The following is a 24,136-nucleotide window of genomic DNA, read 5'->3' as shown; positions in this document are numbered from 1 at the left end:
AGCAAATTACTCGGGTTCCATGCTGGATAGCAATGGGTGCTGATTCATTCTGGCGTATTCGTTTACCAGCGCTACTTTTGTTTCTGCTATATCTCGCGTAAATACCCCACACACGCCTTTTCCTTGAATATGAACCTGTAACATCACCTGAATAGCAATTTCTTCACTCAGATGAAAAAAATGCTTCAGTACATCAACTACAAAATCCATAGGTGTATAATCATCATTGAGCAACACTACTTTGTACTTTCTAGGCACTCTGATTTCAGTACTCTGCTCCGGCTCAGCTACTTTAGGCCTTATAATTTCCTCTAGATTCTGCCCACTCATAACATACAACCTCTATATTATTTTTATAGACTCCCTACGCACTTTTGGCCAGTAAAATCAGCTAATTTTAATGAAAAAATTAGCCTTTGAAATAATCAAAAACATATTGATTAGATAGCATTCATTCACGATAGAAATCATAAATGGCCTAAATTACAACCTAACAGAAGCAATGTGACCTCGGAGAGACTGTATTTATCTCTCCCAATTTCACTCATTTCCCATAGGCTATATATTTATGCCATACGCTTTACATCTGCTTAATTACTTCTTCTCCAAAACCAGAGCTGCTCACCAAAGTTGCACCAATCATGCCACGCTCAAAATCATAAGTTACTGTTTTGGCTGCTATAGCACCTTGCATACCTTTGATAATTAAATCAGCCGCTTCAGTCCATCCCATATGACGTAACATCATTTCTGCAGAAAGGATAATCGATCCAGGATTTACCTTATTCTTGCCCGCATATTTTGGTGCAGTCCCATGAGTTGCTTCAAATACAGCAACTTTATCACTTAAATTTGCACCTGGAGCAATACCGATACCACCTACTTGGGCTGCCAAAGCATCAGAAATGTAGTCGCCATTTAAATTAAGTGTAGCAATGACGCTGTAATCTTCTGGTCTTAAAAGAATTTGTTGTAGAAATGCATCCGCAATTACATCATTAATGATGATTCGCTTGCCTGTTTTAGGATTCTTAATTTCCATCCAAGGGCCGCCTTCATATTCTTTGGCGTCAAAAAAATTACGTGCAACTTGATAACCCCAATCTTTAAATGCACCTTCGGTAAACTTCATAATATTACCCTTGTGAACCAAGGTTACTGTGTGCCGGTCATTATCAATTGCATATTGGATTGCTGCTCTGACTAAGCGCGTAGTTCCTTCTTTAGAAACCGGTTTAACCCCTATGCCACAGTGCTCAGGAAAACGGATTTTTTTAACCCCCATATCTTTCATCAAGAATTCAATCACTTTCTTGGCTTCGGGAGTATCAGCCTGCCATTCAATACCAGCATATATATCTTCAGAATTTTCCCTAAAAATAACCATATCCGTTTTCTCAGGCTCTTTAAGGGGGCTTGGAACACCAGTGAAATAACGAATTGGACGTAAGCAAGTATAAAGATCCAGCTCTTGACGAATTGCAACATTAAGTGAACGAATTCCCCCGCCGACAGGAGTCGTCAAGGGGCCTTTAATCGAAACAACATATTTTTTCAGCGCTTCTAAAGTTTCTTTAGGTAACCATTGATCAGACCCATACACTTTTGTTGCTTTTTCACCTGCATACACTTCCATCCAGGCAATTTTTCTCTTATCGCCATATGCTTTTGCAACCGCAGCATCAACAACTCGAATCATAGGAGGTGTTACATCTACACCAATGCCATCTCCTTCAATAAAAGGGATAATGGGATTATTGGGTACACGAAGTGATAGATCAGCAGTAACTGTAATAGCTTCACCATGAGAAGGCACTTTGATTTTATCGTATGTCATTGACAACTCCGTAAAATTAGAGAAAAGGCAATGATAGCATGTGATAACTTGGAATCCCAAGTACCATTTCTATTTAATTCTTCGTAGTTGGAAGCTTACTAAGCATGTTGCAACATTTTGATTTGTTCAATCAGTTGATCATATCCTGCTTCAACATTGATATACTCATTTTTTGCTAAATAAATAGATAATGATCCATCATCTGTTGCAGAAGGTTTTTGTAAAACACCATTATAACCTTGGCTTTTCAAGCGGAGAAAATCATTAATTTTGGTAACTAAATAAAAATTCCGAAAATAATTTTCAGGAACCATATGAATCGCCTGAGCATCACGTTCCAACGACTTTCCTGGTAAATAATCTTTAAGTGAATAAGATGAATTATTATGAACAGCAACTACTTTACCTTTTGGTAGTAACTGTTTAATTTTACTTGCCAACTTGTTTACTTCCTGATGTGCCCGAGGAGTGTATGGCCCAAACTGTGACAGCGTTTTTTTAATTCCTTTATCTGTAAAAATCCGGTTCGGATCAAACTCATAACGCTGATTATTTAAATGAAATACTATGTTGCGGCCACCGGAGTGTACTAAAGTAATAAGGCTCCCTCCGTCTTTCTGAATCACTGCCTGTGCTGCTTTTAAAGCTGTTTGTTCATTATGATGCACATGAACATAGGTCTTACCTTTGCCTAGTGTATGCTTAATCTCTACTTTTTCATCACCAACTATTACAATATGATTCATTGCATAGGCAAACTGACAAAAAAAAAGCGAAACTAAGAGTGCTGATTTCATAAAAATTTTCACCATAAAGTATAATTTTTGCGTTATTGTATAAGAATCAACCTATAAAAACAATGAATTGTATTGAGGATTTGCTCATCATGTAGAAAGCTCCTACTATAAGCACACTCAAACTCTTTTTTATATCATACTTAATGCCTGAAATTATACTTTTCAATAAACCTTATGGTGTCGTCAGTCAATTCTCTGGTGAGAATCATGAACACACATTAGCTGCTTTTATTAATAAACCCGATTTTTATGCAGCAGGACGATTGGATAAAAACAGTGAAGGCTTGTTATTATTAACCAATAATGGCGCTTTGCAACATCATCTAACTCATCCCAAATTCAATAAAAAGAAGTATTATTGGGTACAGGTAGAAGGAATACCTAGCGAAACCGATTTAGAACCCCTTAAAAAAGGTTTAGTTCTTAAAGATATTACCTTTTTGCCAGCAGAAGCCAAACTTATTAGTGAACCACAATTATGGCCGCGTAATCCACCAATTCGTTTCCGACAAAACATCCCGACCAGTTGGCTGGAAATTATTTTAAAAGAAGGGAAAAATCATCAGATTCGCAAAATGACTGCGGCAATTGGGTTCCCAACTTTAAGATTGGTACGCCATCAAATTGGGGACTGGAGCTTGGAGAATTTACAACCTGGTGAATATAGAGTAATCCATCACCCTTTCAAATCACCTAGAACTCAGGGGAAAAAAAGAGGAGCTGATGTAGTTTGAACTGACTCATAAATCTCGTAGATTGGCTCATTTTGACTATTCCCGGCTGCAGGCAGCTGTCTCCTGATCGCATCTCTACCTACGCCCCGTGGCTTGTCCGCGAGATCCAGTGTTTCAGCGCAGATCTCCTGGATCCCGCGGACAAGCCACGGGAAGTCGGGGTAGAGCTGAACTGGTTTTTCAACGATAAACCAAACGTTTCAGCAAAGTATCTTCACCCAGCAGGCGAATCCATGGCCAGATAAACATGCCGACTAAAGCGCTGGCTGCAGGGGTAAATAAGCTGTAATTGAATCCAAGCAGAGCAGCAATTAAAGAAATAATCGATTGATATAAAAGACAAAAGAATCCAATTAAAAAGATTTGCTGCATCATAGAAAAAAATTGAAATCGTCTTGATTTGCTGGAGGCAATCCAAGTTACCAAAAGTAAGGCAAATGAGTGTTCCCCAATTACTGTGGCAAGTAATACATCCAATAATAATCCCACAAACAGCAATGTAGTCAGTCTGAAGTTGCCTGGTAAAAAATATTCTATATAAAGCACAAGCAATAATATCCAGGGAGGACGGAATGCTGAGATTAATACAGGCATGGGTAATATAGATAAAAGAAGAGCTACAATAAAACCCAAGCACAAACGTACGCGAAGATTTCTTATCACATAGTCTCCTTGGCATTTAAACGTTCATTAATTTGCGCGTTCAACTGCTCTTGCTCAGCATCAGGCCATATGAGTAATACCAACCGGTTACGATTAAGCAGTGCAACTGGTTTCACTTTCACTTTAACAAAATCTTCACCAGGAATACTATTTACTTCTTCTACAAGACCTACGGGGTAACCTTCAGGATAGTGTCTGTCTAAACCTGAGGTTACTAATACATCGCCAGGATGAATGGATGAGGTTTTTGGTAAATTAATTAAGGATAATTGCTCTATATCGTTGGTTCCAACAAGAATTGCCCGTTCTCCAGTACGATTGTTACGTACGGGTACAGCGCTTTTGGAATCCGAGATAAGTAAAACCGTGCTGGTTATAGGGCCTATATCGACAATTTGCCCCATAACTCCTTTCGCATCCAAAACAGGTTGTCCCACATAAGCACCATCACGTTTTCCCTTATTTAAAACAACCACTTGGCGAGAATTGCTGGTATCCACAGCAAGAATTTGTGCAGCCATTGCGCTCATATTTGCTTGTGATGAGGTGAGGAGCAACTCTTTTAATTGTAGGTTTTCCTTTTGAATAACAATTAATTTTTGTAATTCTGCTTCCAACATGGTTTGCTGATAGCGCAATTGCATGTTTTCTGCAATTAAAGCTTTTTTTGCACTAACCAGTGACTGTATCCAGCCAATAACACGCACAGGATAATCTACTGCATATTGCAAAGGAGCAACCACTATGGAAAAGCCACTACGAACATTATCTAAATAACGATAATGATAATCAGAAAACATTAGAAAAACAGAAAAGACAAGAGCAAGCACAAATCCTATAGAACTGTACCCGCTCCTGCTAAATAATCTGTTATATTTATTATTCTGTTGAGAGGAAATCACCACCGCGTAAATCCATGGTTTCTAAAGCTTTACCACCACCACGTGCTACACAGGTCAGCGGATCTTCAGCAATTAATACAGGTAAGCCAGTTTCTTCCATGAGCAAAGTATCAATATTTTTCAATAAAGCACCGCCTCCAGTGAGAACCATACCACGCTCAGCAATATCAGCAGCCAGTTCAGGTGGAGCTAACTCCAACGCAGCTCTCACTGCGCCAACAATGCCTGATAAAGGTTCTTGAAGTGCTTCTAAAATTTCTGCACTCGTCAGAATGAAACTACGAGGAACACCTTCAGCAAGGTTTCTTCCGCGAACTTCGATTTCAAATAAATCACGACTAGGGAAAGCAGAACCAATTTCATGTTTAATACGTTCCGCAGTGGTTTCACCAATTAGCGTACCGTAATTGCGACGGACATAAGATACAATAGCATCATCGAACTTATCGCCGCCTATACGAACAGATTGATGGTAAACAATACCACTTAAGGAAATAATCGCGACTTCAGTAGTACCACCACCTATATCAACGACCATAGAGCCACTGGCTTCCTCTACTGGCATTCCAGATCCTAAAGCCGCTGCCATAGGTTCTTCAATAAGAAATACTTCACGAGCACCAGCACCCATTGCAGATTCGCGAATTGCACGACGTTCGACTTGCGTAGAACCACAAGGAACACAAACCAAAACACGCGGGCTTGGTCGTAAGAATTTATTTTCATGTACTTTATGTATGAAATGCTGCAGCATTTTCTCAGTAACAAAAAAGTCAGCAATCACTCCATCTTTCATTGGTCTGATGGCATTGATATTGCCTGGAGTTCGTCCCAACATCCGCTTCGCTTCGAGGCCTACGGCCGCAACACGTTTTTGTCCTGATTCATTACGTAAAGCAACTACGGAAGGTTCGTTTAGGACAATCCCCTTATCTCTTACATAAATCAATGTATTAGCTGTTCCCAAATCTATCGATAAATCATTGGAGAACACACCCCTTAATTTTCTGAACATATGCCGCACTATCCCATTCTTTTTTTGTGCGCTACTTTATCCTAAATTTGGATAAAAATCGACAGTTCTTACACAACAATTTAAAATTAAAGAGTGAATATTTATACATACAAAGAATTTTGAATTTTTGAACTGGAATCAAAAGCCCAAATAAAGTGTCTTATTTTTATTTACGAACATTTGCTAATTTAAATAATCAGATGAGCTTCTTAAATTAACCCAAGATTTTTATCATCGTATTCCATTGGAAAATATAATTTGTAGTCAATGTGATTATATTATATACTACGCGTCCTATTATCCTTTTGTTATTTTGAGGTTGTAATTATTATGCCCAGTTTAAAAGCAAATGAACTATCACAATGGACTGATGGGGATGCGGATCTCCTGTCAAAGCTTCTTTTGTATCTGTTTCTTTTTATGAAAACAGCAACTAATAAAGGAAAGGATACTAATTCCGCTTATAAAAGGGTAGAAGAAAATATTCGTAATTTTATAAGTGTACGCGGTGATGATCGACTTCATATTCCTGTATTAAACAGAGCATCCATTGATGCTTCCGCCTTGTTAGGGGCGTATTTACGTCAGGATATAGTATTAAAAGGCAAACCCATTGTTGAATTAAGTGAGGAACAAATCCAAGTAGTATATGATTTTGTAAAACCACTAATTCCAGAAGGATTTACACCAAAAAAATTTTTTGACAGTCTAGAGGGTTCTCCAGCCAAAAAACATGTAACCATATTAAAACTTCTAATATTTAAAGGCATTCCTACTGAAGATCAACAGGCTATGTTCAAGCCTAAGTATGCTAAAAAAGTAGATGATCTTCTGGATTCAATCCTTAATTTGGTTGAATTTATGCGAACTCCTTTTAACGTTTTAGACTTAGAAGAGATAGCCTCTAAAGCTGCGGCAAAACAATTAGGAAAAGAGCAAGCGTCAACCTCTGGAATAGACTTACAATGGGCATCATTGTATAACGCTATTAATCGATGTTTACAAGATATTATCACTTTAAAAAAGGGTAAAATAGGAAAAGCAGAAGAGTTTCTTGATCAAATAAAACAATTCCTAGGTACATGTCAAAAATGCTTTGGAGTAGCCAACGCCGGTTATAAAATAAAAAAAGAAGTGCTTGCAGAAGTCCAAAAACAAGAAACTGAGCAAAGTGAAGCCCTTAAAATACTCGGTTTTCCTGAAGGAAATCCAGCGAAAATCAATCACTATATTACTGCCTTTAGAGAAAGTCTTATCCAAAAAGAACCTGAAAAAGCTGAAGCAATAAATAACATGACGCTTACCCAACTTATCAATACTTATGCTGCTCAATGGCAAGCAGCTTTAGATAAGATAAAAAGAGAGTTATTATCTTCTAAAGAAGAACTACAAAAGACAAAGGATACCTTACAACAAAAAGAATCTGTTTTTGCTGAATCTGAGATACAACTACAAAGTATTAAGCAGCAACATGAAACACTTAAACTTCAATTGGATGAAGCAAATAGACAACTTAAACAACAACATTCAGAGCTTGAGCGATTACAGAAGGTTGAATCCACTTCTAAAGAAACCATTACGAAACTCAAGGAAGAAATAGAAAGAATTCGTATCGATATTCAACAAAAAAGTACCGCTTTAGTACAGTTGGAAGAACAATTTCAAGCTGTCAAAAAGGAAAATGAAGAGTTAAAAAGTAAACTAAGTGTCGCACAAAAACATGAACAAACTGTTCTTGAGCTTCAAAAGCAATTAGAATCTTTAAGACAAGAAAACGTTTTATTGCAACAACGACTACTTGAAGCAGAGAAACAACCCTCGAAATCGTCAAGTGAGGGCACATCTGAAGTGTCTGAGCTTAGATCCCGGTTGGAATCTTTGCAACAAGAAAATGAATTATTGCGCCAACCCCGTGACGTAGGAAAACAAGCTAAAGCATCATCAAGTGAGATTGCACCCGAAGTAGCTCAGCTTAGATCTCAGTTGGAATTTCTACAAAACGAAAATAGTCAACTTAAAGAAGCATTGCGTCAACAAACACAACCAATGCCCAAGGAGCAACCCGCGCCACTTGATTTAAGTGCTAAAAAAGCTGATTTATTACTCGCTCTTGGAGCATTGCGTTTAAATATGTCAGATATGATCAAGATAAAAGATAAAATAATGACAAGCAAAGAAGTCAAACAGTTATTAGAAGTAAACACTGAAATTAAATGTTTGCAGAAGATTAATGAGTTTATTGAAAATATCAATAAGGGAATTTTGGAGCGAGCTGGATTTTTCTCTTCTGATCCCCATAAGAAAACGAAAGCAATTGAAACCGCTTTCCAAGAATTGTCTGTTAGTGATAAATATAAAATAGCTACCTTGTCTGAGGAAAGCATCAATGAGGAATTAAGCAGGGATAGTGGAGAAGAAAGTGATATCGGAAAATTCCTTAAAGCCATTCATCATAAAAGAGGGTTTATCCCGATTCATCAAGCAACAAGCTTTACCTTCTTTAAGAGCAAAATTAGCGCTCTAGATCAGGAGTTACAGCAAATTAATTCGCCAATACAGGTACTCTAAATAATTTGATTTATTTTTAGTGTTCACGTAATAGCATCAACTTAAACGTAGCCTGGGCGTAGCGTAGCGAAACCCGGGTTTCGGTCTTTCAGACTTTCACCCAGGCTGAATAATAAACTGCTGACTCAGTATGGTTTATTATTCTATCTTGTTCACAACAAACACTTGATTTAATTTATCTCGATTCGCAGTCACAAAATGTTGCCCTAGGCCCTTCACTTCAGCAAGTTCTTCCAAAGATTTAAAACCATGGTGGCTTTTTCGATATGCAATAATTGCTTCCGCTCGTTTTTTTCCTATGCCTTTCACTGAACCAGTAAGCATGGATAAATCAGCAGTATTAAGATCAACTTTATGAATTACTACAGGAGGCTTTTTTTTAATCGAATTTTCTTTAGTATTGACTGCATGAGCAGATAGAGTAATTACAGATAATGACAATACAACAGCAATAAATTTTGCTTTCATAATTTTCTCCTAATTGTTGGACTATATGGCTCGTTCCAGAGCCGAGCAGAAGTATCCCAAGAATTGAGTTCCCTGTCGAGAAATTTTTAATTTTTTTATCTTATTTTAATAAGTAACAAAAAATTCAAGATTCATTGCATAACACGGTTGGCATAACAGTCATCCCTGTCTACACAGGGATGGCCCTCTTTTAGACATCACGATAGACTATAGAATATGTATTCAAGTATAAAGCGCGGTACATAGAGCGTTGTATCATTGAAAACATTAAGCTGCATGATAAAGTACATAAGCAACACTTGCAGTTAATTTTTTTACCATATCCAAATGCAAAAACTCATTAGGACCATGCGCATTGGAATGAGGTCCTAAAACGCCGGTAATCATAAATTGTGCATCAGGAAATTTCTTCCCTAACATACCCATAAAAGGAATAGTTCCACCTTCACCCAAATAAGCGGCGGGCTTACCATAATAGGCCATTGATGCGGCATCAGCAGCTTTTTCCAGCCAGGAAGCAAGCTTAGGAGCATTCCATCCTTGCGAGCCATCACCTATCTTAAAACTCACTTTGGCATGATAAGGAGTTTCTTCAGTTAATGTATTGTGCATCGCTGTTGCAGCAATCTCAGGATCTACCAAAGGCGGCAGCCGCATGGATAATTTTAATGCTGTTTGCGGCCGCAAAACATTTCCTGCATCCTCTATGGCAGGAAACCCATTGGCTCCAGTAACTGTCAATGCGGGTCTCCAGGTTCGATTCAGAATCAATTGCTTCCTATCTTTTGTTACCGGTTCAACCCCTTTATGGAGAGGAAACTCTGTATAAACAGAATCCCCTAACACCTGCGCACACTGTTCTGCCTGCATTATTCTTTCTTCAGGAATGTCACAATACAATTCAGGTAATTTCACCTCACCTGAAACTTCGTCTTCAATACGACTAATTAATTGTCGAGCAACTCGAAAACTGTCGGCCACGATACCACTCGCCGCCCCCGAATGAACGCCCTCACGAATCAGCTCAACTGATAACTCGCCCACTAAATTGCCACGCAAGGAAGTAGTCATCCATAATTGCTCGTAATTACCTGCGCCAGAATCAAGACAAATAACCAACTTGGGTTTGCCAATCCTGTCATTTAGCAATTCAATGTAATAAGGCAGATCATAACTACCGCTCTCTTCACATGCCTCAATAATCAAAACACAACGAGGAAAAGGTAACTCTTGCTTCTGTAATGCACAAATCGCGGTTAATGAAGCATAGGCGGCATAACCATCATCTGCAGCACCGCGACCGTACAAACGTCCATTTTTTAACACTGGTTTCCATGGATGCAAATCTTCATTCCACCCAGACATTTCCGGCTGCTTATCAAGATGCCCATATAACAAAACAGTTTCATCAATTTCGCCAGGAACTTCAATGAAAATTAATGGAGTACGCCCTTTCAGCCGCATAATTTCCAGCATCATCCCTGCAGGCGCATTCGTCTTACACCAATTAGCAATATGGGAAACTGCCTGCTCCATTAATCCATGCTCCTGCCATTTAGGATCAAAATGGGGCGATTTATTAGGAATTTTTATATAGTCACATAAACTAGGAATGATTTTCTCTTCCCATTGACGACAAACAAAGTCATACAGTGCTTGCGGATTGAACATGAACTTGCTCCTCAATAATAGATACAATGTGCTCCGTGGCGGACTTAATATCTAGTGCATCGATTTTATTTCTAATATCCTCTTTATTATTCTCCAGTTCATGTAACGTTTGCAGTAAAGTATCACCATTCAAAGATCGATCATCAATTACGAGACTAATGCCTAATTTTTGAAAATATCGAGCATTTTGGATTTGATCTCCTCGACTTACCTCTGCTGGTAAAGGAATTAAAATATGAGGTTTACCCAGAGCTAAGATTTCATATAGAGAATTAGCCCCAGCTCGTGAAACAACTACAGATGCCGCAGCAAACAGATGTGCTAACTCTTCATTAACATATTCAAATTGTTTGTATTCTGTTTGAGCAGCCAAGGAGGGTTCTAATTTTCCTTTTCCACATATGTGAATAACTTGGTATTCTTTTATTAACTGAGGTAAAGCCTCACGAATAATACGATTGATAGAGCCAGCCCCTAAGCTACCTCCTATCGCTAAAAGACAGGGTTTATCTGCATTAAATCCACACAATGCAAGTCCATGGTCACTGTTTCCAGTAAATAACTGCTCACGAATAGGAGTACCAGTTATCTCTATTTTGTCTTGTTTTTTAAAATGTTTTTTTCCCGCTTCAAAAGTCAAACATATTTTATTGACAAAAGGAAAACAGAGTCGATTGGCAAGACCGGGACTCATATCAGATTCATGAGCAACAACAGGAATCCGCTTTAACCAAGCACCCACTACTACTGGAAATGCAACAAAACCGCCTTTAGAAAAAATCACGTCGGGCTTTAATTTATTAAGAAGAAAGAAGGATTGCGCAATACCCAGAAGGATTTTAAAAGGATCCAATAAGTTTTTAAAACTCAAATAGCGACGTAACTTACCACTACTTACCCCGTAAAATGGGATTTTAAGTGGCTCTATCATCTGTTTTTCAATACCTTGAGCAGAACCAATATAGGCGATTTCCCAGCCTTTATGGCTAAACTCTTTAATCAACGCTATATTGGGCGCTACATGCCCAGCTGTACCTCCTCCTGTAAAAACAATCATTGGCATCATAAAATCTTCCTAATTAGTAAACTTAAGTCTATGGCTTGAATTGATTTGGTAATCGCACCAACAGAAATGAAATCAACGCCTAATTGGGCTATTGCAGCAATATTTTCCAGCGTAATTCCTCCAGACACCTCTAAAGTACAATATTTTGGTTGATTCATTCTAACCGCCTTTTCAAGCATGTCCTGACTAAAATTATCCAGCATGATTCTATCAGGGTGAGCACAAATTGCTTCACGCAACTCATCCAGAGTTTCGACTTCTACTTCAACTAAAATATTTTTTTGGTTCTTTCTTGCTAAAGCAACTGCCTTTGCTACTGAACCGCAAGCTGTAATATGATTTTCTTTAATTAAAACGGCATCATAAAGCCCCATGCGATGATTAAAGCCACCTCCACACGTAACCGCATATTTTTGTGCCACTCTTAAACCAGGAAGCGTTTTCCGCGTATCCAGTAATCGAGTTGGCGTGCCGCGAAGTTTTTCTACATAATGATGGGTTTGTGTTGCTGTAGCTGAAAGAGTTTGTAAAAAATTTAATGCAGTGCGCTCGCCTGTTAAAATATTTCTTGCTGAGCCATATAAAGTACACAAAGTAGATGGGGCTGATAACCATTCACCTTCAGCAACTTGCCACTCCACTTTGATTTGCTCATCAAGTTGATTGAATACCTCATTAACCCAAGGTTGACCACAGACTACCATAGGCTCACGAGAAATAATTTTTGCTTCAGCCTGAAGATGGGCAGATAACAAAGTTGCAGTCACATCACCATCACCCACATCCTCATGTAATGCACGTGTTACATCGGCCTCTATGTGTAAAGAAGTTTTATTCATATGTTATTTCTTATCCTTCTTCAGATAGCGTGCTTTTAATAAAAGAGGGGCCATAAACGTGGTAACCATAACCATTAAAACGATTGCAGAAAATAAATCATCTGACATAACCCCCAAAGTTCGACCAATAGAAGCGAAAACCAAACCTACTTCACCGCGAGGTAACATACCGATACCAATTACCCATCGATCATCAGAAGGGCGGGCTCCATAGCCACTAAGTAATTTGCCAATCACCGCGGCGATGATTAAACCACTTGCCAAAATAATTACATTCCAATGATAAAAAGTCTCTAACTTAACTTGAATGCCAATCACAATAAAAAACATAGGCGCCAAGATGGATTCCAATGGCGATAATAAATGATAAATACTGCGATTTTCTTGTTGGGTCAAAGGAACACCATCAAAATAGTCATCATGTAGAATAACCCCGGCGGTAAATGCACCGATAATTGTTGCCAGTTGAAGCACTGAAGCGAGCCAGGAAAGAGTCATGATAAATATAAAGGAAATAAATAATTTTGCCTCCCAAGGCTCAAGAAAACGAAAAAAATGAATCGCCTTACGTAAAACAATTGGACCCAGGAAAAGAGTGCCAGCAAAAAACAACAATGCACTCACAATAATACGCAAGACAACCATCATATCTACGGAGCCACTAATTACTAAAGAACTGACCACCGCTAATATGATTAGACCCAATACATCATCCAACATTGCCGCACCTAAAATGATTTTTGCTTCTCTAGTGCGTAATTTTTTCATTTCAGTCAACACGCGTGCGGTAATTCCTATACTGGTAGCGCTCAATGTAGCGGCAATAAATAAATCGGATTGGTAAGAGCCATTAGACATTAATAGATATGCCACCGCAAAACCCAGCAGCATGGGCGCAACAACACCAATCAAAGCAACAAAAAATGAATGACGGCCAGTATGTTTTATTTCTTCTATTGAACTTTCCAAACCCACCATAAAGAGAAGAAAAATAACCCCATATCGTGAAAAAATATCAACAATATAAGTAATTTTTAAGAAATCAGCACCATGAGGACCACTTAAAGCACTAATGACTTGCTGTGCATAATTTGCATTAGGAATAACTGAAGTAACTGCTTGATTTAAAGGTACCCCTTCAAGTATTTGTCTCACTGCATCAAAAATTGAAGATCCTTCCCGCAGCAAAATAGCTAATGGAAATCCATAATAATAGAATAAATTACCAATAAGAATCCCTATCAGCAATTCTCCAAGAACGCTGGGCTGATGTATGCGTCTCGCTGTATAACGACCAATAATTGCAAAAAAGAAAATTGTAGTTACACCAAGTAATACAAATGCAACCGGATCAGTATGATCCGGTTCAGTCGAAGCAAAAGCCAGAGCAGGACCTAATCCCGCAATAAAAAGCCACCATTTTAAACGCTGCATTACTCTTTTATACCCTCACTAAAAGGCGCACTTAATAGTTCTCGAACAGAATATCTCTTTCAGCAATTTATTTCGCCCCCCTGCTAGATTGAGTCAAAATGGCTTGTTTTCTGCACTCCCATTCCATACTGCTTGGGACTCGAAAATCAAGCCATTTTGGCCAAGATAGTGGAAATGGAAACAGTCTCTATTGTTTTGCCAAAAATAAGCATGTCTCCAAAACAGAGTCCGGATTAAGTGAAACGCTTTCTATGCCTTCTTTCATTAACCATTGAGCAAAGTCTTGATGATCTGAAGGCCCTTGACCACAGATTCCTATGTATTTATTGGCCTTTTTACAAGCAGAAATTGCCATATGTAATAAAACTTTCACTGCCTCATCTCGCTCATCAAATTGAGCCGCTATCAAACCAGAATCTCTGTCTAAACCCAGTGTTAATTGAGTTAAGTCATTAGAACCAATAGAAAAACCATCAAAATGCTCTAAAAATTCTTTGGCTAACAATGCATTGGAGGGTAATTCACACATCATAATCACGCGTAATCCATGCTTACCTCGCTCAAGTCCATGTTCCTTTAAAACTTGAATTACATTGCTTGCTTCAGTGACTGTTCTTACGAAGGGGATCATTATTTCTACGTTCATCAAACCCATTTCCTCACGAACTCGTCGTACTGCTTTACACTCTAAAGCAAAACACTCCGCAAACGATTCAGAAACATAACGTGATGCACCTCTAAAGCCCAGCATTGGATTTTCTTCATGCGGCTCATATAAATTACCGCCAATAAGATTTGCATATTCATTTGATTTAAAATCAGACAACCGTACAATTACGGGCTTAGGATAAAATGCGGCGGCTATTGTTGCAATCCCTTCTTTTAATCGCTCAATATAATATTCAACAGGCGACGCATAAGCTGCTGTTTTTTCAGTAATAAACTGTTTTAATTCCTTATCTTTCAAGCGTTCAAAATCAAGTAATGCGCGTGGATGAATACCAATAGTATTGGAAATTAAAAACTCAAGACGAGCCAACCCCACCCCTGAGTTAGGAATGGATTGAAATGTAAAAGCACGCTCCGGATTGCCCACATTCAACATCACTTTCATCGGCAATTCAGGCATGGTTTCTACGTCAAGATGAACTTGCTCGTAAGGTAGCAAGCCTGCATATACATAGCCGTTATCCCCTTCAGCGCAACTAACGGTTACTTCATCACCATCACGTATGGTTTTTGTAGCATCACCACATCCTACTACAGCGGGAATACCCAATTCACGAGCAATAATCGCCGCATGACACGTTCTGCCGCCACGATTAGTAACAATAGCTGAAGCACGTTTCATTACAGGTTCCCAATCAGGATCAGTCATATCAGAAATCAATACATCACCAGGTTGGACACGATCCATTTCACTTACATCTTTAATAATTCTTGCCTTACCTTGCCCTATACGTTGCCCTATACTGCGTCCTTCGGCCAATATCTCCCCTTTTTGTTGCAGGGTATAGCGTTCCAATATTTGTTTATTGGCGCGGCTTTTTACTGTTTCAGGACGTGCTTGTAAAATATATAATTGACCGTTTAGACCATCTTTTGCCCATTCTATATCCATTGGTCGGCCATAGTGCTTTTCGATAATTATGGCTTGCCTCGCCAAGCTTTCCACTTCACTCGGAGTTAAAGAAAAGAGCAGTCGATCTTTTGCATCAACCTCAACAGTTTTAACTCGTTGCTGCTTGCTAGGATCATCACAATAAACCATTTTCAAAGCTTTACTTCCCAGATTTCTGCGAATCACCGCAGGTCTACCTGCTTGAACCCCTGGCTTGTGCACATAATACTCATCTGGATTGACTGCGCCTTGAACAACCATCTCGCCCAAACCATAAGATGAAGTGATAAATACTACTTGGTCAAACCCCGACTCGGTATCCATAGTAAACATCACACCACTTACAGCCAAATCACTACGGACCATCTGTTGAATACCTGCAGATAAAGCGACTTCATGGTGGGCAAACTGATGATGGGTACGATAAGTGATTGCTCTATCATTGAACAATGATGCAAAAACATGCTTGATGGAGAGCAAAACCTCATCAATTCCTTTGACATTTAAAAAAGTTTCTTGTTGACCTGCAAATGAGGCATCGGGTAAATCTTCCGCTGTTGCTGAGGAACGCACCGCTACACTGAAATTATCGTGGCCTATAGAGTGGGACATCTGTTCATATGCAGCTCGTACTGCATGTTCAAACTCAGGAGTAAATGGCGTATTGACAATCATTTCTCTGATTTCTTTCCCAACAACGACCAACTGCTGCACATTATTTGGATCTAAGGCCGCTAATTTTTCATAGATTTTCTTATCTAAGTTATTTTGGGACAAAAACTCTCTGAATGAATCTGCTGTTGTTGCAAATCCGCCAGGAACAGATACCCCTGCAGAGGATAAATGACTGATCATCTCTCCAAGGGAAGCATTTTTCCCACCAACCTGTTCCAGATCGTGCATGCCAAGATGTGCTAAATCGATAATATGTGTTTTGACCGTCATAACTACCCCAAGTCCATAAAATGATAGTCATTTTACTGAAAATGTGAGGCTATGGGAATTAGAAACTTTATTTGTCAGCCAACATTTGTTTTCATCCCACAGGGACAAACGATCATTTTATCGAATCTATCCAGCGGATACCTAGCTAATAGGCATTGCATGCAACCAAAGCTTGTGAAAATTCCTTGTGGAAATTCTTCTCTCCTAGAAGTTTGATAATTCCTCCCTTACGTAGTTTTTCTTCTACTCGTGAGTTGGCTCCACTTAAAATCACTCTTACGTTACGCCCCTGTAAATCTTCAATAATTTCTTCCAAAGTTTGCAAGCCAGTAACATCCATAAATGGTACCCAACGCATTCTAATGATTAATGTTTTGGGATCGGTATGGGTTACTGCTAAAGCATGTTGAAAGGCTTCTGCTGCGCCAAAGAAAAAAGGCCCTTCCACAGCATAGACTAATACTCCATCCGGTAACGTTTCTATATTTTGTCGTGCCAATTCATGTGCCAGTTCTTCTTGAGTCATTTGTTGGACTTCAACACTGGAAGCCATACCTCGTATAAAATTCAGTATGGCGATAATTACACCTATATTTACTGCGACCACCAAATCAACAAACACGGTAAGGAAAAAAGTGACTAACAAAATTACAACATCAGCTTTTGGGGCACGTTGTACTAATTTAATGAAATGTTTTACTTCACTCATATTCCAAGCGACAACAAACAAAATTGCAGCAAGTACTGTAAGCGGTATATTCACCGCCAAAGGCGCTAGAAAAAGAATGATTAAAACTAAAGTAAGTACATGGATTACACCCGCTAACGGGCTATTTGCACCATTACGAATATTGGTTGCCGTACGTGCAATAGCTCCTGTTGCTGCAAACCCTCCAAACAATGGCGTAAAAATGTTAGCTATTCCCTGACCAATCAGCTCTTGATTGGAATTATGTTTTGTTCCTGCCATTCCATCCGCAACAACTGCTGATAAAAGTGATTCTATAGCACCGAGCATCGCGATCGTAAAAGCAGGACCTATCAATTCAATCACCTTATCTATGGTGAGATCAGGCAATTTAAAATCGGGTAAGCCTTGGGGTATCCCACCAAACAAGGAACCTATAGTTGCAACTCCGGAAAAATGAAAGATAGCTTGCAATCCTGTCACAACCATTAAAGCCACAAGCGGCCCTGGAACACGCTTTAATCCTGGCACTTTATTGGAAAAAATAACCAAAAACAGTGAGAAAAAACCTAAAACGGTTGTAGGTATATTGAGCTGTGGAAAAGAGTGCAGCAAGTACCATAATTTTTCATGAAAATGGCCACTTCCACCAGAGGGAAGACCAAAAAAGTAGTGCCATTGCCCTACCCAAATTACTACACCAATTCCTGCAGTAAAACCAATAATCACCGGGGCAGGGATAAATTTAATAATGCCCCCCAAACGAGCAAGGCCAAAAAATAAGAGTATGAACCCCGCAAGTAGCGTTGAAATTTGTAACCCGGAAACCCCGTATTTAGCTGTAATCCCTGAAAGCACTACAATAAAAGCACCGGTAGGACCTGCAATTTGTAAGCGGCTTCCGCCCATAACTGAAACAATCAAGCCAGCAATAATCGCGGTATAAATACCTTGTTCCGGTCGTACACCTGACGCAATAGCAAAAGCCATCGCCAAAGGCAAAGCAACAACGCCCACAATAATTCCTGAGATAATATTTTGTAACCAATATTTCTTATGGAAGAGGCCCGCTTGATATGATTCGATGATGGTTTTCATAAAAATTTTATAACACATTCTCAAAAATGAAATCATTATACACAATCGTATTAAAAAAATATCAATTTTCTGATAAAATTCCTCACTTTATTCACATCTGAACGCGCATCTAATATTATATGTGCTTTATTATTAAGGCTAGCTACTGTTATGACTCTTACTGCTTTAAATGCGATCTCTCCAATCGACGGGCGTTATATTAATAAAACAAGGGCTTTGAGTCCTTATTTTAGCGAGTTCGCTTTAATTTATTATCGCCTGACTGTAGAAATTCGTTGGCTCGAATCTTTAGCTGCCAATAATGCAATTTCTGAAGTCCCTCAATTAGATCAGAAAGCTAAGGACTTTCTTGATGATCTGCTTGCCAATTTTGATGAAGAGGAAGCCATCAAAATTAAAGAATTTGAGAGACAAACAAATCACGATGTTAAAGCAATAGAATATTACTTAAAAGATAAGTTCCAGCATAATGCCAGTTTGCAAGCAATTACTGCTTTTATTCATTTCGCGTGTACCTCAGAAGATATCAATAACTTAGCTTATGCTTTAATGGTCAAACAGGCAATTGCCCAGGTCATTCAACCCACGCTTGCTGAAATTATGGGAGGCATTACGCTACTTGGAAAACAGCATGCAGATGTACCTATGTTATCCAGAACACATGGCCAACCAGCAACACCTACAACTATGGGGAAAGAGTTAGTCAATTTTGTTGCCCGTCTTAAAAGGCCACAACAGCAATTATGTGAAGTATTGATCCCTGGTAAATTCAATGGTGCCGTTGGTAATTATAACGCTCACGTTGTAGCTTATCCCGAAGTTGATTGGCGCAAGCACTGTGCTAATTTTGTTACATCCCTGGGTTTATCTTTTAATGCCTATACCACACAAATCGAGCCGCATGATGGGTTAGCGGAAGTATCACAAATTATGGTACGCATTAACAATATCCTGCTCGATTATACTCAAGATATTTGGAGCTATATTTCTCTGGGTTACTTCAAACAAAAAACTGTAGCAGAAGAAGTGGGTTCATCCACTATGCCCCATAAAGTAAACCCCATTGATTTTGAAAATGCCGAGGGAAATTTAGGAATGGCAAATGCCCTCTTCATTCATTTTGCAAATAAACTGACTCAATCACGATTGCAGCGCGATTTATCTGATTCTACCGTATTGCGTAATATAGGTATGGCATTTTCTTACAGCCTTATTGCCTATCTGTCCCTGGCCAAAGGTAATGATAAATTACAGATCAATAAGCGTCCTTTACAAGAAGACTTAAAATCAAATTGGGAAGTATTAGCTGAAGCGGTACAAACCGTGATGCGTCGTTATAATGTGCCCAATGCCTATGAACAATTAAAAACTTTAACCCGTGGGCAAGGAATTGATGAGCAAAGCCTCAAACAATTCATTAAGGGGCTCTCAATACCTGAGGAAGCTAAAGAACAATTAATTAAACTCACGCCAGAAAACTATACAGGCTTGGCAACCCAGTTAGTAAAGGCCTTTTTATGAGTGAGACACTCTCGCAACAAGGACAGACCTTTGAGTTTGATGTCCTTGTTATGGGCACAGGACTGGCGGGATTGCAATATTGCTTGCAGTTGATTCAGCTGCAGCCTCGGTTAAAAATCGCGTTAATCAGCAAGGCAGAAGCTATTGAATGCAATAGCCGTTATGCCCAAGGCGGAATCGCGGCTGTTTTTTCAGCAGAAGATTCTCTGGAATCGCATATTTCGGATACCCTGATTGCTGGAGATGGACTGTGTTATTCGCCAGCCGTCGAATTTATTATTCGACAAGGCCCAGAGATGATAAAACAGCTGAATCAATATAATGTTCACTTTAAGCAAGATAGCAAAGGAAATTTTCACTTGGCTCAAGAAGGAGGACATTCCCATCGACGTATTTTTAATTGTGGTGATCAAACTGGCTTATCGATTACCCAAACAATGAATCAACTCGCGCAACAGCAGCATCAAATTCATTTTTTTGAGCATCATGTAGCGGTTAACCTAATTACTCATTACCACCCTCATCGTACCGATATTCAAGGAGAGGTTTTAGGCGCTTATATTTTGGATTGTACTGCAAATCGAATTCATACTTTTTTAGCAAACTGCGTGGTATTAGCTACTGGAGGCGCAGGTAAAACGTATCGATATACAACAAATCCTATGGTTGCCACCGGCGACGGGGTAGCCATGGCTTATCGTGCTGGAGCACGAGTTGGCAATATGGAGTTCTATCAATTCCACCCGACTCTGCTGCATCATCATTCTTTAAATAATTTTCTCATCTCAGAAGCTGTGCGTGGCGAAGGAGCTTTCCTCAAAAATGCCGAAACAGGCGAACGATTTATGAAACACTATGCCCCTGAGCAAATGGAGTTAGCAACACGTGATGTGGTTGCACGTGCTATTTTTAGTGAAATTGAACATAGCCAAATGGGATATGTTTATTTAGATATTACCCATCAATCCAAAGAATTCCTGAAAAAACGTTTCCCGCAGATTTATACGACTTTATTATCCATTGGCATTGATATGAGCCAAGATATGATCCCTGTGGTACCAGCAGCACATTATCAATGTGGGGGCGTACTTACGGATATTGATGGACGTACGGATTTAAAACGGCTCTATGCCATAGGAGAAGTTGCTTTTACCGGTTTACATGGTGCCAATCGCTTGGCAAGTAATTCATTGCTTGAAGCTTTAGTCATGGGTTCCAATGCAGCTCGATGTACTTTAAAAGATGTTTCTGCTCCGTGGAAATACACTGAACATATTCCTAACTGGAGTGCACCTAGCGAAGTTAATACCCGCCGCGCCAGTCAAATTAATGCTCAATGGCGTGGCTTAAGAGGAGAAATGACATCTTATGCAGGCATAGTACGAACTGAAGCAGGGCTTGAAGATCTACTACAATTAATAATGAAACGTAAAAAAATAATTGAAGAATATTATTGGAAGCATAGTATCACCCGAGATTTTATTGAATTAAGAAACATTATTCTTAATGCCGAACTTATTGTAAGGGCGGCTCTGGCAAGACGAGAATCACGTGGCGGTCACTTTCGTGAAGATTACCCAAATAAGAAAGCCGAGGCACAAGAAAGCATTGCCAAACTTGGATTGATGGATACTTCGCCAGAATAAATAATAAATGTAGCCTGGGTGCAGCGTAGCAGAACCCAGGATTGAGGAGCTTATTTATATCCAGAAAACCCGAGTTCCGCTACGCTGCACCCAGACTACAAGTACTGGTATAACCAAAGTAATACATTAAAATGATTTGAGGCAAAATTGATGTTTAAAAACTCCACTCTTTATAAACCTGAAACTACCTTAATGCATATCAGAAATGATATGAGTATTTGCCAAAGTGACTATCCGATCGACTGGTATCAAGAAGAATTCATTCCCTATGCTCAAGAGTACCAGGCCTTACCTGATCGTAAGCTTACAACAGTTTTAGGCTGGATGACTCCTTATCTTAAAAAAGCTCAAGATCATTTTGGTGAGCGATTATTGCTTTTGGCTCATTATTACATGGGTGGCGATATTGTCCGTTTAGTGGAACAATTTGGAGGACTTATCGGTGATTCCTACCAATTGGCCTTGATGGCAGCTGAACATCCTGAAAAATCCATTATTATTGAATCTGCCGTGCATTTTATGGCGGAATCTATTAGTATTTTAGCGAATGCAAACCAACAGGTTTATATTACTAATCCTAAATCGGGTTGTACCATGGAGATGCTTGCCAAGGACTTCATGGTTGAACCTGCTTTTCTTGATTTGAACGAACGTTATGGTGCTGAGAATATTTTGCCAGTTTGCTATATGAATACGTCCGGTCGAGTCAAAGCATTAACTGGTGCCCAAGGGGGGGCTGTTTGTACGAGTTCTAACGTAAAAAAAATATTTCAATGGGCGCTAAAACAAAATAAAAAGATCCTTTTTATTCCCGATCAACATATGGGAGAAAACGTAGCTTATTGGTTAGGAATAAAAAATCTTGCTTATTGGCCTGGTGGAACGGCAGGAGCACAATATTCACTTGCAGCTCAAGATTCGAAAACCCTGAAGCAGCTTGATGAAGCCCAATTAATATTATTTGCAAGCCAATGCGCCGTACATACACATTATCAACCTGAAATGTGTGATTATTGGAATAATCAAGGATACACTACTATCGTTCATCCAGAATGCCGTAACTCAGTCATTAAAATAGCACAACATTCAGGTTCCACAGCATTCATCTGGGATTATGTAGTCCATGATCGTGCTAAAACTAAACGTTATGCGATTGGTACGGAAAATCATATGGTAGAAAATCTAAAGCAATATTGTAACGGTTTAAATATAGAAGTAGTCAATTTGGCTGAAGCACCCAAAAAAGAAAATGAAAAAGGAATAGGCTGTGGATGCGCTACGATGTCGCGTAACGATCCTCCTCATCTAGTCGCGCTTGTTGATTTATTAAGGCAGGGAAAAACAATGTCTTATAATGAAGTTAAAGCAGGCGACGTAGTTAATGAATTCACTGGAAGTAGAAACAGGCTACCAGCAAAAGATCAACAATGGGTTATCGATAATGCTAAAAAATCTTTGCAAATGATGATAGATATCACCGAAGATCGCATTTGATGACCTAATTTCATAATAAAAATGGCCTGGATCATCCAGGCTATAAATAGCTTAATGACAAGCACAGTCAGGTGATTGCGTACCATCTTTACACTTTAGATGACCAGTAGATTTATCACATTGTGCTACCCCACCATGCTTTGCGCAACACCCTTTGGTACTGGAAGTTGTGCCCGTTGATTTTTTACAAGTACATGTAGGAGAAGCAGTGCCATCCTTACACATTTGATAACCCGTAGTTGTGTTACAAGAAGCAACGCCCCCATGCTTTGAACAACACGCTGCATTTGCTCCAATTAATGGGCTACTCAATAAAAAAAGAATGGCAATAAGCTGGCCTATCCATCTTGAAACTGAATGAATATTTTTCATTTGAAACTCCATTTTCATCAATGACATTAATTAATATAGACCATATTTATTCATGCCATAAATTTCAAAAGTTTCATGCGGTATAAAATTGGCACTGCTCCAATCCTTGAGTGCAAACAAAGCCACCTAATGTATCAATCCAATGGTAATCAAGACGTGAGGGAATTTTAGTAGGAACTTGCCACCAAATTGAATATTCACCTGCTGAGTTCTTGTAAGTGCACACCACTCCTTGCCCATAACCAGCAACCAAAATATTTGCCCGCACAAAACTGGTATTTTTATCCCCTTGCGGGCGATTAGGCGAATAAGGATTCACCACCCATGGATCTGGTGGAACGCCCCATTTTAAAGAAGTAGTTTGGGGATCAGGACAATTTGTTGCATGGCCCATTGCCGTAAATTGTGCAAGAAAAAAACTAAAAATAACAAAATGATATTTCCTCATAAACCCCTCTTAAGTAATAAACTATTTTTTAAATAATAATATACTAAAACCCATTGTGAGAATTTATTTCTTTGTTATAATGGCCGCTTAAATGCCTGGGTGGCGGAATTGGTAGACGCGCCGGATTCAAAATCCGGTGGTGGTGACACCGTGTGGGTTCGAGTCCCACCCTAGGTACCATTGAGACCATTTTTAACGGTTCTTAATGGTTCTAAACAGTACGTACCATCTCTTCTTCTCAAATCGTTGGGTCTTTCCCAATTACGGGGGCACTCACCAGTTAACAACACAGCACCCTAACACGGGTTC

At 39.1% G+C, this 24,136-nt stretch carries 20 protein-coding genes and 1 tRNA gene; 6 read left to right on the top strand and 15 right to left on the bottom strand.

Annotation, left to right across the window (positions count from 1 at the left end; translation table 11 throughout):
- Window positions 1-6 precede the first annotated feature (6 nt).
- The 3 genes from clpS to A8O27_RS09650 form a co-directional block, all read right to left on the bottom strand.
- Complete coding sequence (gene clpS / locus A8O27_RS09660; RefSeq protein ID WP_019235066.1) at window positions 7-330, bottom strand: ATP-dependent Clp protease adapter ClpS; 324 nt, start codon at window positions 328-330, stop codon at window positions 7-9.
- 250 nt (window positions 331-580) lie between these two features.
- Window positions 581-1,837, bottom strand: coding sequence for an NADP-dependent isocitrate dehydrogenase (icd, locus tag A8O27_RS09655; RefSeq protein WP_058458178.1), 1,257 nt, complete (start codon window positions 1,835-1,837; stop codon window positions 581-583).
- Window positions 1,838-1,935: 98 nt separating this feature from the next.
- A complete protein-coding gene (locus tag A8O27_RS09650) occupies window positions 1,936-2,634 on the bottom strand; it encodes a protein tyrosine phosphatase (protein ID WP_174223912.1) in 699 nt (232 codons plus the stop codon).
- 143 nt (window positions 2,635-2,777) lie between these two features.
- Here A8O27_RS09650 and A8O27_RS09645 point away from each other — a divergent pair, with 143 nt between their 5' ends.
- Window positions 2,778-3,368, top strand: a complete 591-nt coding sequence (locus tag A8O27_RS09645; protein WP_058458179.1) for a pseudouridine synthase — start codon at window positions 2,778-2,780, stop codon at window positions 3,366-3,368.
- A 180-nt stretch (window positions 3,369-3,548) separates the two neighbouring features.
- Here the strand turns inward: A8O27_RS09645 and mreD are convergent, their stop codons facing one another.
- From mreD to A8O27_RS09630, 3 genes are read right to left on the bottom strand one after another with little or no spacing between them, the layout of a single operon-like run.
- A complete protein-coding gene (gene mreD, locus A8O27_RS09640) occupies window positions 3,549-4,028 on the bottom strand; it encodes a rod shape-determining protein MreD (RefSeq protein ID WP_058459976.1) in 480 nt (159 codons plus the stop codon).
- Window positions 4,028-4,933: a rod shape-determining protein MreC gene (gene mreC / locus A8O27_RS09635; protein ID WP_058459975.1), complete on the bottom strand. Its 906-nt coding sequence runs from the start codon at window positions 4,931-4,933 to the stop codon at window positions 4,028-4,030. Before mreC ends, mreD begins: the two co-directional genes overlap by 1 nt.
- Entirely contained in the window at window positions 4,911-5,948 is a 1,038-nt protein-coding gene (locus A8O27_RS09630) for a rod shape-determining protein (protein ID WP_003636696.1), read from the bottom strand. The genes mreC and A8O27_RS09630 overlap by 23 nt, the downstream gene beginning before the upstream one ends.
- Window positions 5,949-6,278: 330 nt before the next feature.
- On the opposite strand from A8O27_RS09630, the gene A8O27_RS09625 reads away from it, so the two are divergent.
- The gene (locus A8O27_RS09625) at window positions 6,279-8,516 is read left to right on the top strand and encodes a coiled-coil domain-containing protein (protein WP_058459665.1); all 2,238 of its coding nucleotides are present in this window, start codon (window positions 6,279-6,281) and stop codon (window positions 8,514-8,516) included.
- A gap of 138 nt (window positions 8,517-8,654) precedes the next feature.
- On the opposite strand, the gene A8O27_RS09620 is transcribed toward A8O27_RS09625, so the two are convergent.
- From A8O27_RS09620 to A8O27_RS09590, 7 genes are all read right to left on the bottom strand, one after another.
- Window positions 8,655-8,984, bottom strand: a complete 330-nt coding sequence (locus tag A8O27_RS09620; RefSeq protein WP_058459664.1) for a ComEA family DNA-binding protein — start codon at window positions 8,982-8,984, stop codon at window positions 8,655-8,657.
- A 267-nt stretch (window positions 8,985-9,251) separates the two neighbouring features.
- Window positions 9,252-10,655 (bottom strand): M20 family metallopeptidase, encoded by a 1,404-nt coding sequence (locus tag A8O27_RS09615; RefSeq protein WP_058459663.1) that lies wholly within the window; start codon window positions 10,653-10,655, stop codon window positions 9,252-9,254.
- Window positions 10,630-11,721 carry an undecaprenyldiphospho-muramoylpentapeptide beta-N-acetylglucosaminyltransferase gene (gene murG, locus A8O27_RS09610; protein ID WP_058459662.1) on the bottom strand — a complete coding sequence of 364 codons (1,092 nt, stop codon included), beginning with the start codon at window positions 11,719-11,721 and terminating at the stop codon, window positions 10,630-10,632. Before murG ends, A8O27_RS09615 begins: the two co-directional genes overlap by 26 nt.
- Complete coding sequence (nadC, locus tag A8O27_RS09605; protein WP_058459661.1) at window positions 11,718-12,560, bottom strand: carboxylating nicotinate-nucleotide diphosphorylase; 843 nt, start codon at window positions 12,558-12,560, stop codon at window positions 11,718-11,720. Before nadC ends, murG begins: the two co-directional genes overlap by 4 nt.
- Window positions 12,561-12,563: 3 nt before the next feature.
- Window positions 12,564-13,994 (bottom strand): cation:proton antiporter, encoded by a 1,431-nt coding sequence (locus tag A8O27_RS09600; protein WP_058459660.1) that lies wholly within the window; start codon window positions 13,992-13,994, stop codon window positions 12,564-12,566.
- Between the two features lie 187 nt (window positions 13,995-14,181).
- Window positions 14,182-16,560: a phosphoenolpyruvate synthase gene (gene ppsA, locus A8O27_RS09595; RefSeq protein ID WP_058459659.1), complete on the bottom strand. Its 2,379-nt coding sequence runs from the start codon at window positions 16,558-16,560 to the stop codon at window positions 14,182-14,184.
- A 145-nt stretch (window positions 16,561-16,705) separates the two neighbouring features.
- Window positions 16,706-18,346: a SulP family inorganic anion transporter gene (locus tag A8O27_RS09590; protein ID WP_058459974.1), complete on the bottom strand. Its 1,641-nt coding sequence runs from the start codon at window positions 18,344-18,346 to the stop codon at window positions 16,706-16,708.
- Window positions 18,347-18,496: 150 nt separating this feature from the next.
- Between A8O27_RS09590 and purB the strand changes: the two genes are divergently transcribed.
- From purB to nadA, 3 genes are all read left to right on the top strand, one after another.
- Window positions 18,497-19,867: an adenylosuccinate lyase gene (gene purB / locus A8O27_RS09585; RefSeq protein WP_058459658.1), complete on the top strand. Its 1,371-nt coding sequence runs from the start codon at window positions 18,497-18,499 to the stop codon at window positions 19,865-19,867.
- On the top strand, window positions 19,864-21,513 hold the full coding sequence (gene nadB, locus A8O27_RS09580; RefSeq protein WP_058459657.1) for an L-aspartate oxidase: 1,650 nt from the start codon (window positions 19,864-19,866) through the stop codon (window positions 21,511-21,513). Before purB ends, nadB begins: the two co-directional genes overlap by 4 nt.
- 150 nt (window positions 21,514-21,663) lie before the next feature.
- A complete protein-coding gene (gene nadA / locus A8O27_RS09575) occupies window positions 21,664-23,007 on the top strand; it encodes a quinolinate synthase NadA (protein ID WP_058459656.1) in 1,344 nt (447 codons plus the stop codon).
- Between the two features lie 51 nt (window positions 23,008-23,058).
- Here the strand turns inward: nadA and A8O27_RS09570 are convergent, their stop codons facing one another.
- Together A8O27_RS09570 and A8O27_RS09565 are read right to left on the bottom strand one after the other, a co-directional pair.
- Entirely contained in the window at window positions 23,059-23,379 is a 321-nt protein-coding gene (locus A8O27_RS09570) for a hypothetical protein (RefSeq protein WP_058459655.1), read from the bottom strand.
- Window positions 23,380-23,452: 73 nt separating this feature from the next.
- Window positions 23,453-23,773, bottom strand: a complete 321-nt coding sequence (locus tag A8O27_RS09565) for a DUF3757 domain-containing protein (RefSeq protein ID WP_374930664.1) — start codon at window positions 23,771-23,773, stop codon at window positions 23,453-23,455.
- A 147-nt stretch (window positions 23,774-23,920) separates the two neighbouring features.
- On the opposite strand from A8O27_RS09565, the gene A8O27_RS09560 reads away from it, so the two are divergent.
- Window positions 23,921-24,007: transfer RNA gene (locus tag A8O27_RS09560), tRNA-Leu, on the top strand.
- The last annotated feature ends 129 nt before the right edge of the window (window positions 24,008-24,136 follow it).

This window comes from Legionella bozemanae (assembly GCF_001648595.1).
Taxonomy (GTDB): domain Bacteria; phylum Pseudomonadota; class Gammaproteobacteria; order Legionellales; family Legionellaceae; genus Legionella; species Legionella bozemanae.
The sequence above is the reverse complement of the archived record's forward strand: the minus strand, read 5'-3'. Positions and strand labels throughout refer to the sequence as shown.

Coding starts and splice junctions, on each gene's coding strand:
- clpS (WP_019235066.1), bottom strand. CDS start 330: ATGAGTGGGCAGAATCTAGAGGAAATTATAAGGCCTAAAGTAGCTGAG.
- icd (WP_058458178.1), bottom strand. CDS start 1,837: ATGACATACGATAAAATCAAAGTGCCTTCTCATGGTGAAGCTATTACA.
- A8O27_RS09650 (WP_174223912.1), bottom strand. CDS start 2,634: ATGAAATCAGCACTCTTAGTTTCGCTTTTTTTTTGTCAGTTTGCCTAT.
- A8O27_RS09645 (WP_058458179.1), top strand. CDS start 2,778: ATGCCTGAAATTATACTTTTCAATAAACCTTATGGTGTCGTCAGTCAA.
- A8O27_RS09630 (WP_003636696.1), bottom strand. CDS start 5,948: ATGTTCAGAAAATTAAGGGGTGTGTTCTCCAATGATTTATCGATAGAT.
- A8O27_RS09625 (WP_058459665.1), top strand. CDS start 6,279: ATGCCCAGTTTAAAAGCAAATGAACTATCACAATGGACTGATGGGGAT.
- A8O27_RS09620 (WP_058459664.1), bottom strand. CDS start 8,984: ATGAAAGCAAAATTTATTGCTGTTGTATTGTCATTATCTGTAATTACT.
- A8O27_RS09615 (WP_058459663.1), bottom strand. CDS start 10,655: ATGTTCAATCCGCAAGCACTGTATGACTTTGTTTGTCGTCAATGGGAA.
- murG (WP_058459662.1), bottom strand. CDS start 11,721: ATGATGCCAATGATTGTTTTTACAGGAGGAGGTACAGCTGGGCATGTA.
- nadC (WP_058459661.1), bottom strand. CDS start 12,560: ATGAATAAAACTTCTTTACACATAGAGGCCGATGTAACACGTGCATTA.
- A8O27_RS09600 (WP_058459660.1), bottom strand. CDS start 13,994: ATGCAGCGTTTAAAATGGTGGCTTTTTATTGCGGGATTAGGTCCTGCT.
- ppsA (WP_058459659.1), bottom strand. CDS start 16,560: ATGACGGTCAAAACACATATTATCGATTTAGCACATCTTGGCATGCAC.
- A8O27_RS09590 (WP_058459974.1), bottom strand. CDS start 18,346: ATGAAAACCATCATCGAATCATATCAAGCGGGCCTCTTCCATAAGAAA.
- purB (WP_058459658.1), top strand. CDS start 18,497: ATGACTCTTACTGCTTTAAATGCGATCTCTCCAATCGACGGGCGTTAT.
- nadB (WP_058459657.1), top strand. CDS start 19,864: ATGAGTGAGACACTCTCGCAACAAGGACAGACCTTTGAGTTTGATGTC.
- nadA (WP_058459656.1), top strand. CDS start 21,664: ATGTTTAAAAACTCCACTCTTTATAAACCTGAAACTACCTTAATGCAT.
- A8O27_RS09570 (WP_058459655.1), bottom strand. CDS start 23,379: ATGAAAAATATTCATTCAGTTTCAAGATGGATAGGCCAGCTTATTGCC.
- A8O27_RS09565 (WP_374930664.1), bottom strand. CDS start 23,773: ATGGGCCATGCAACAAATTGTCCTGATCCCCAAACTACTTCTTTAAAA.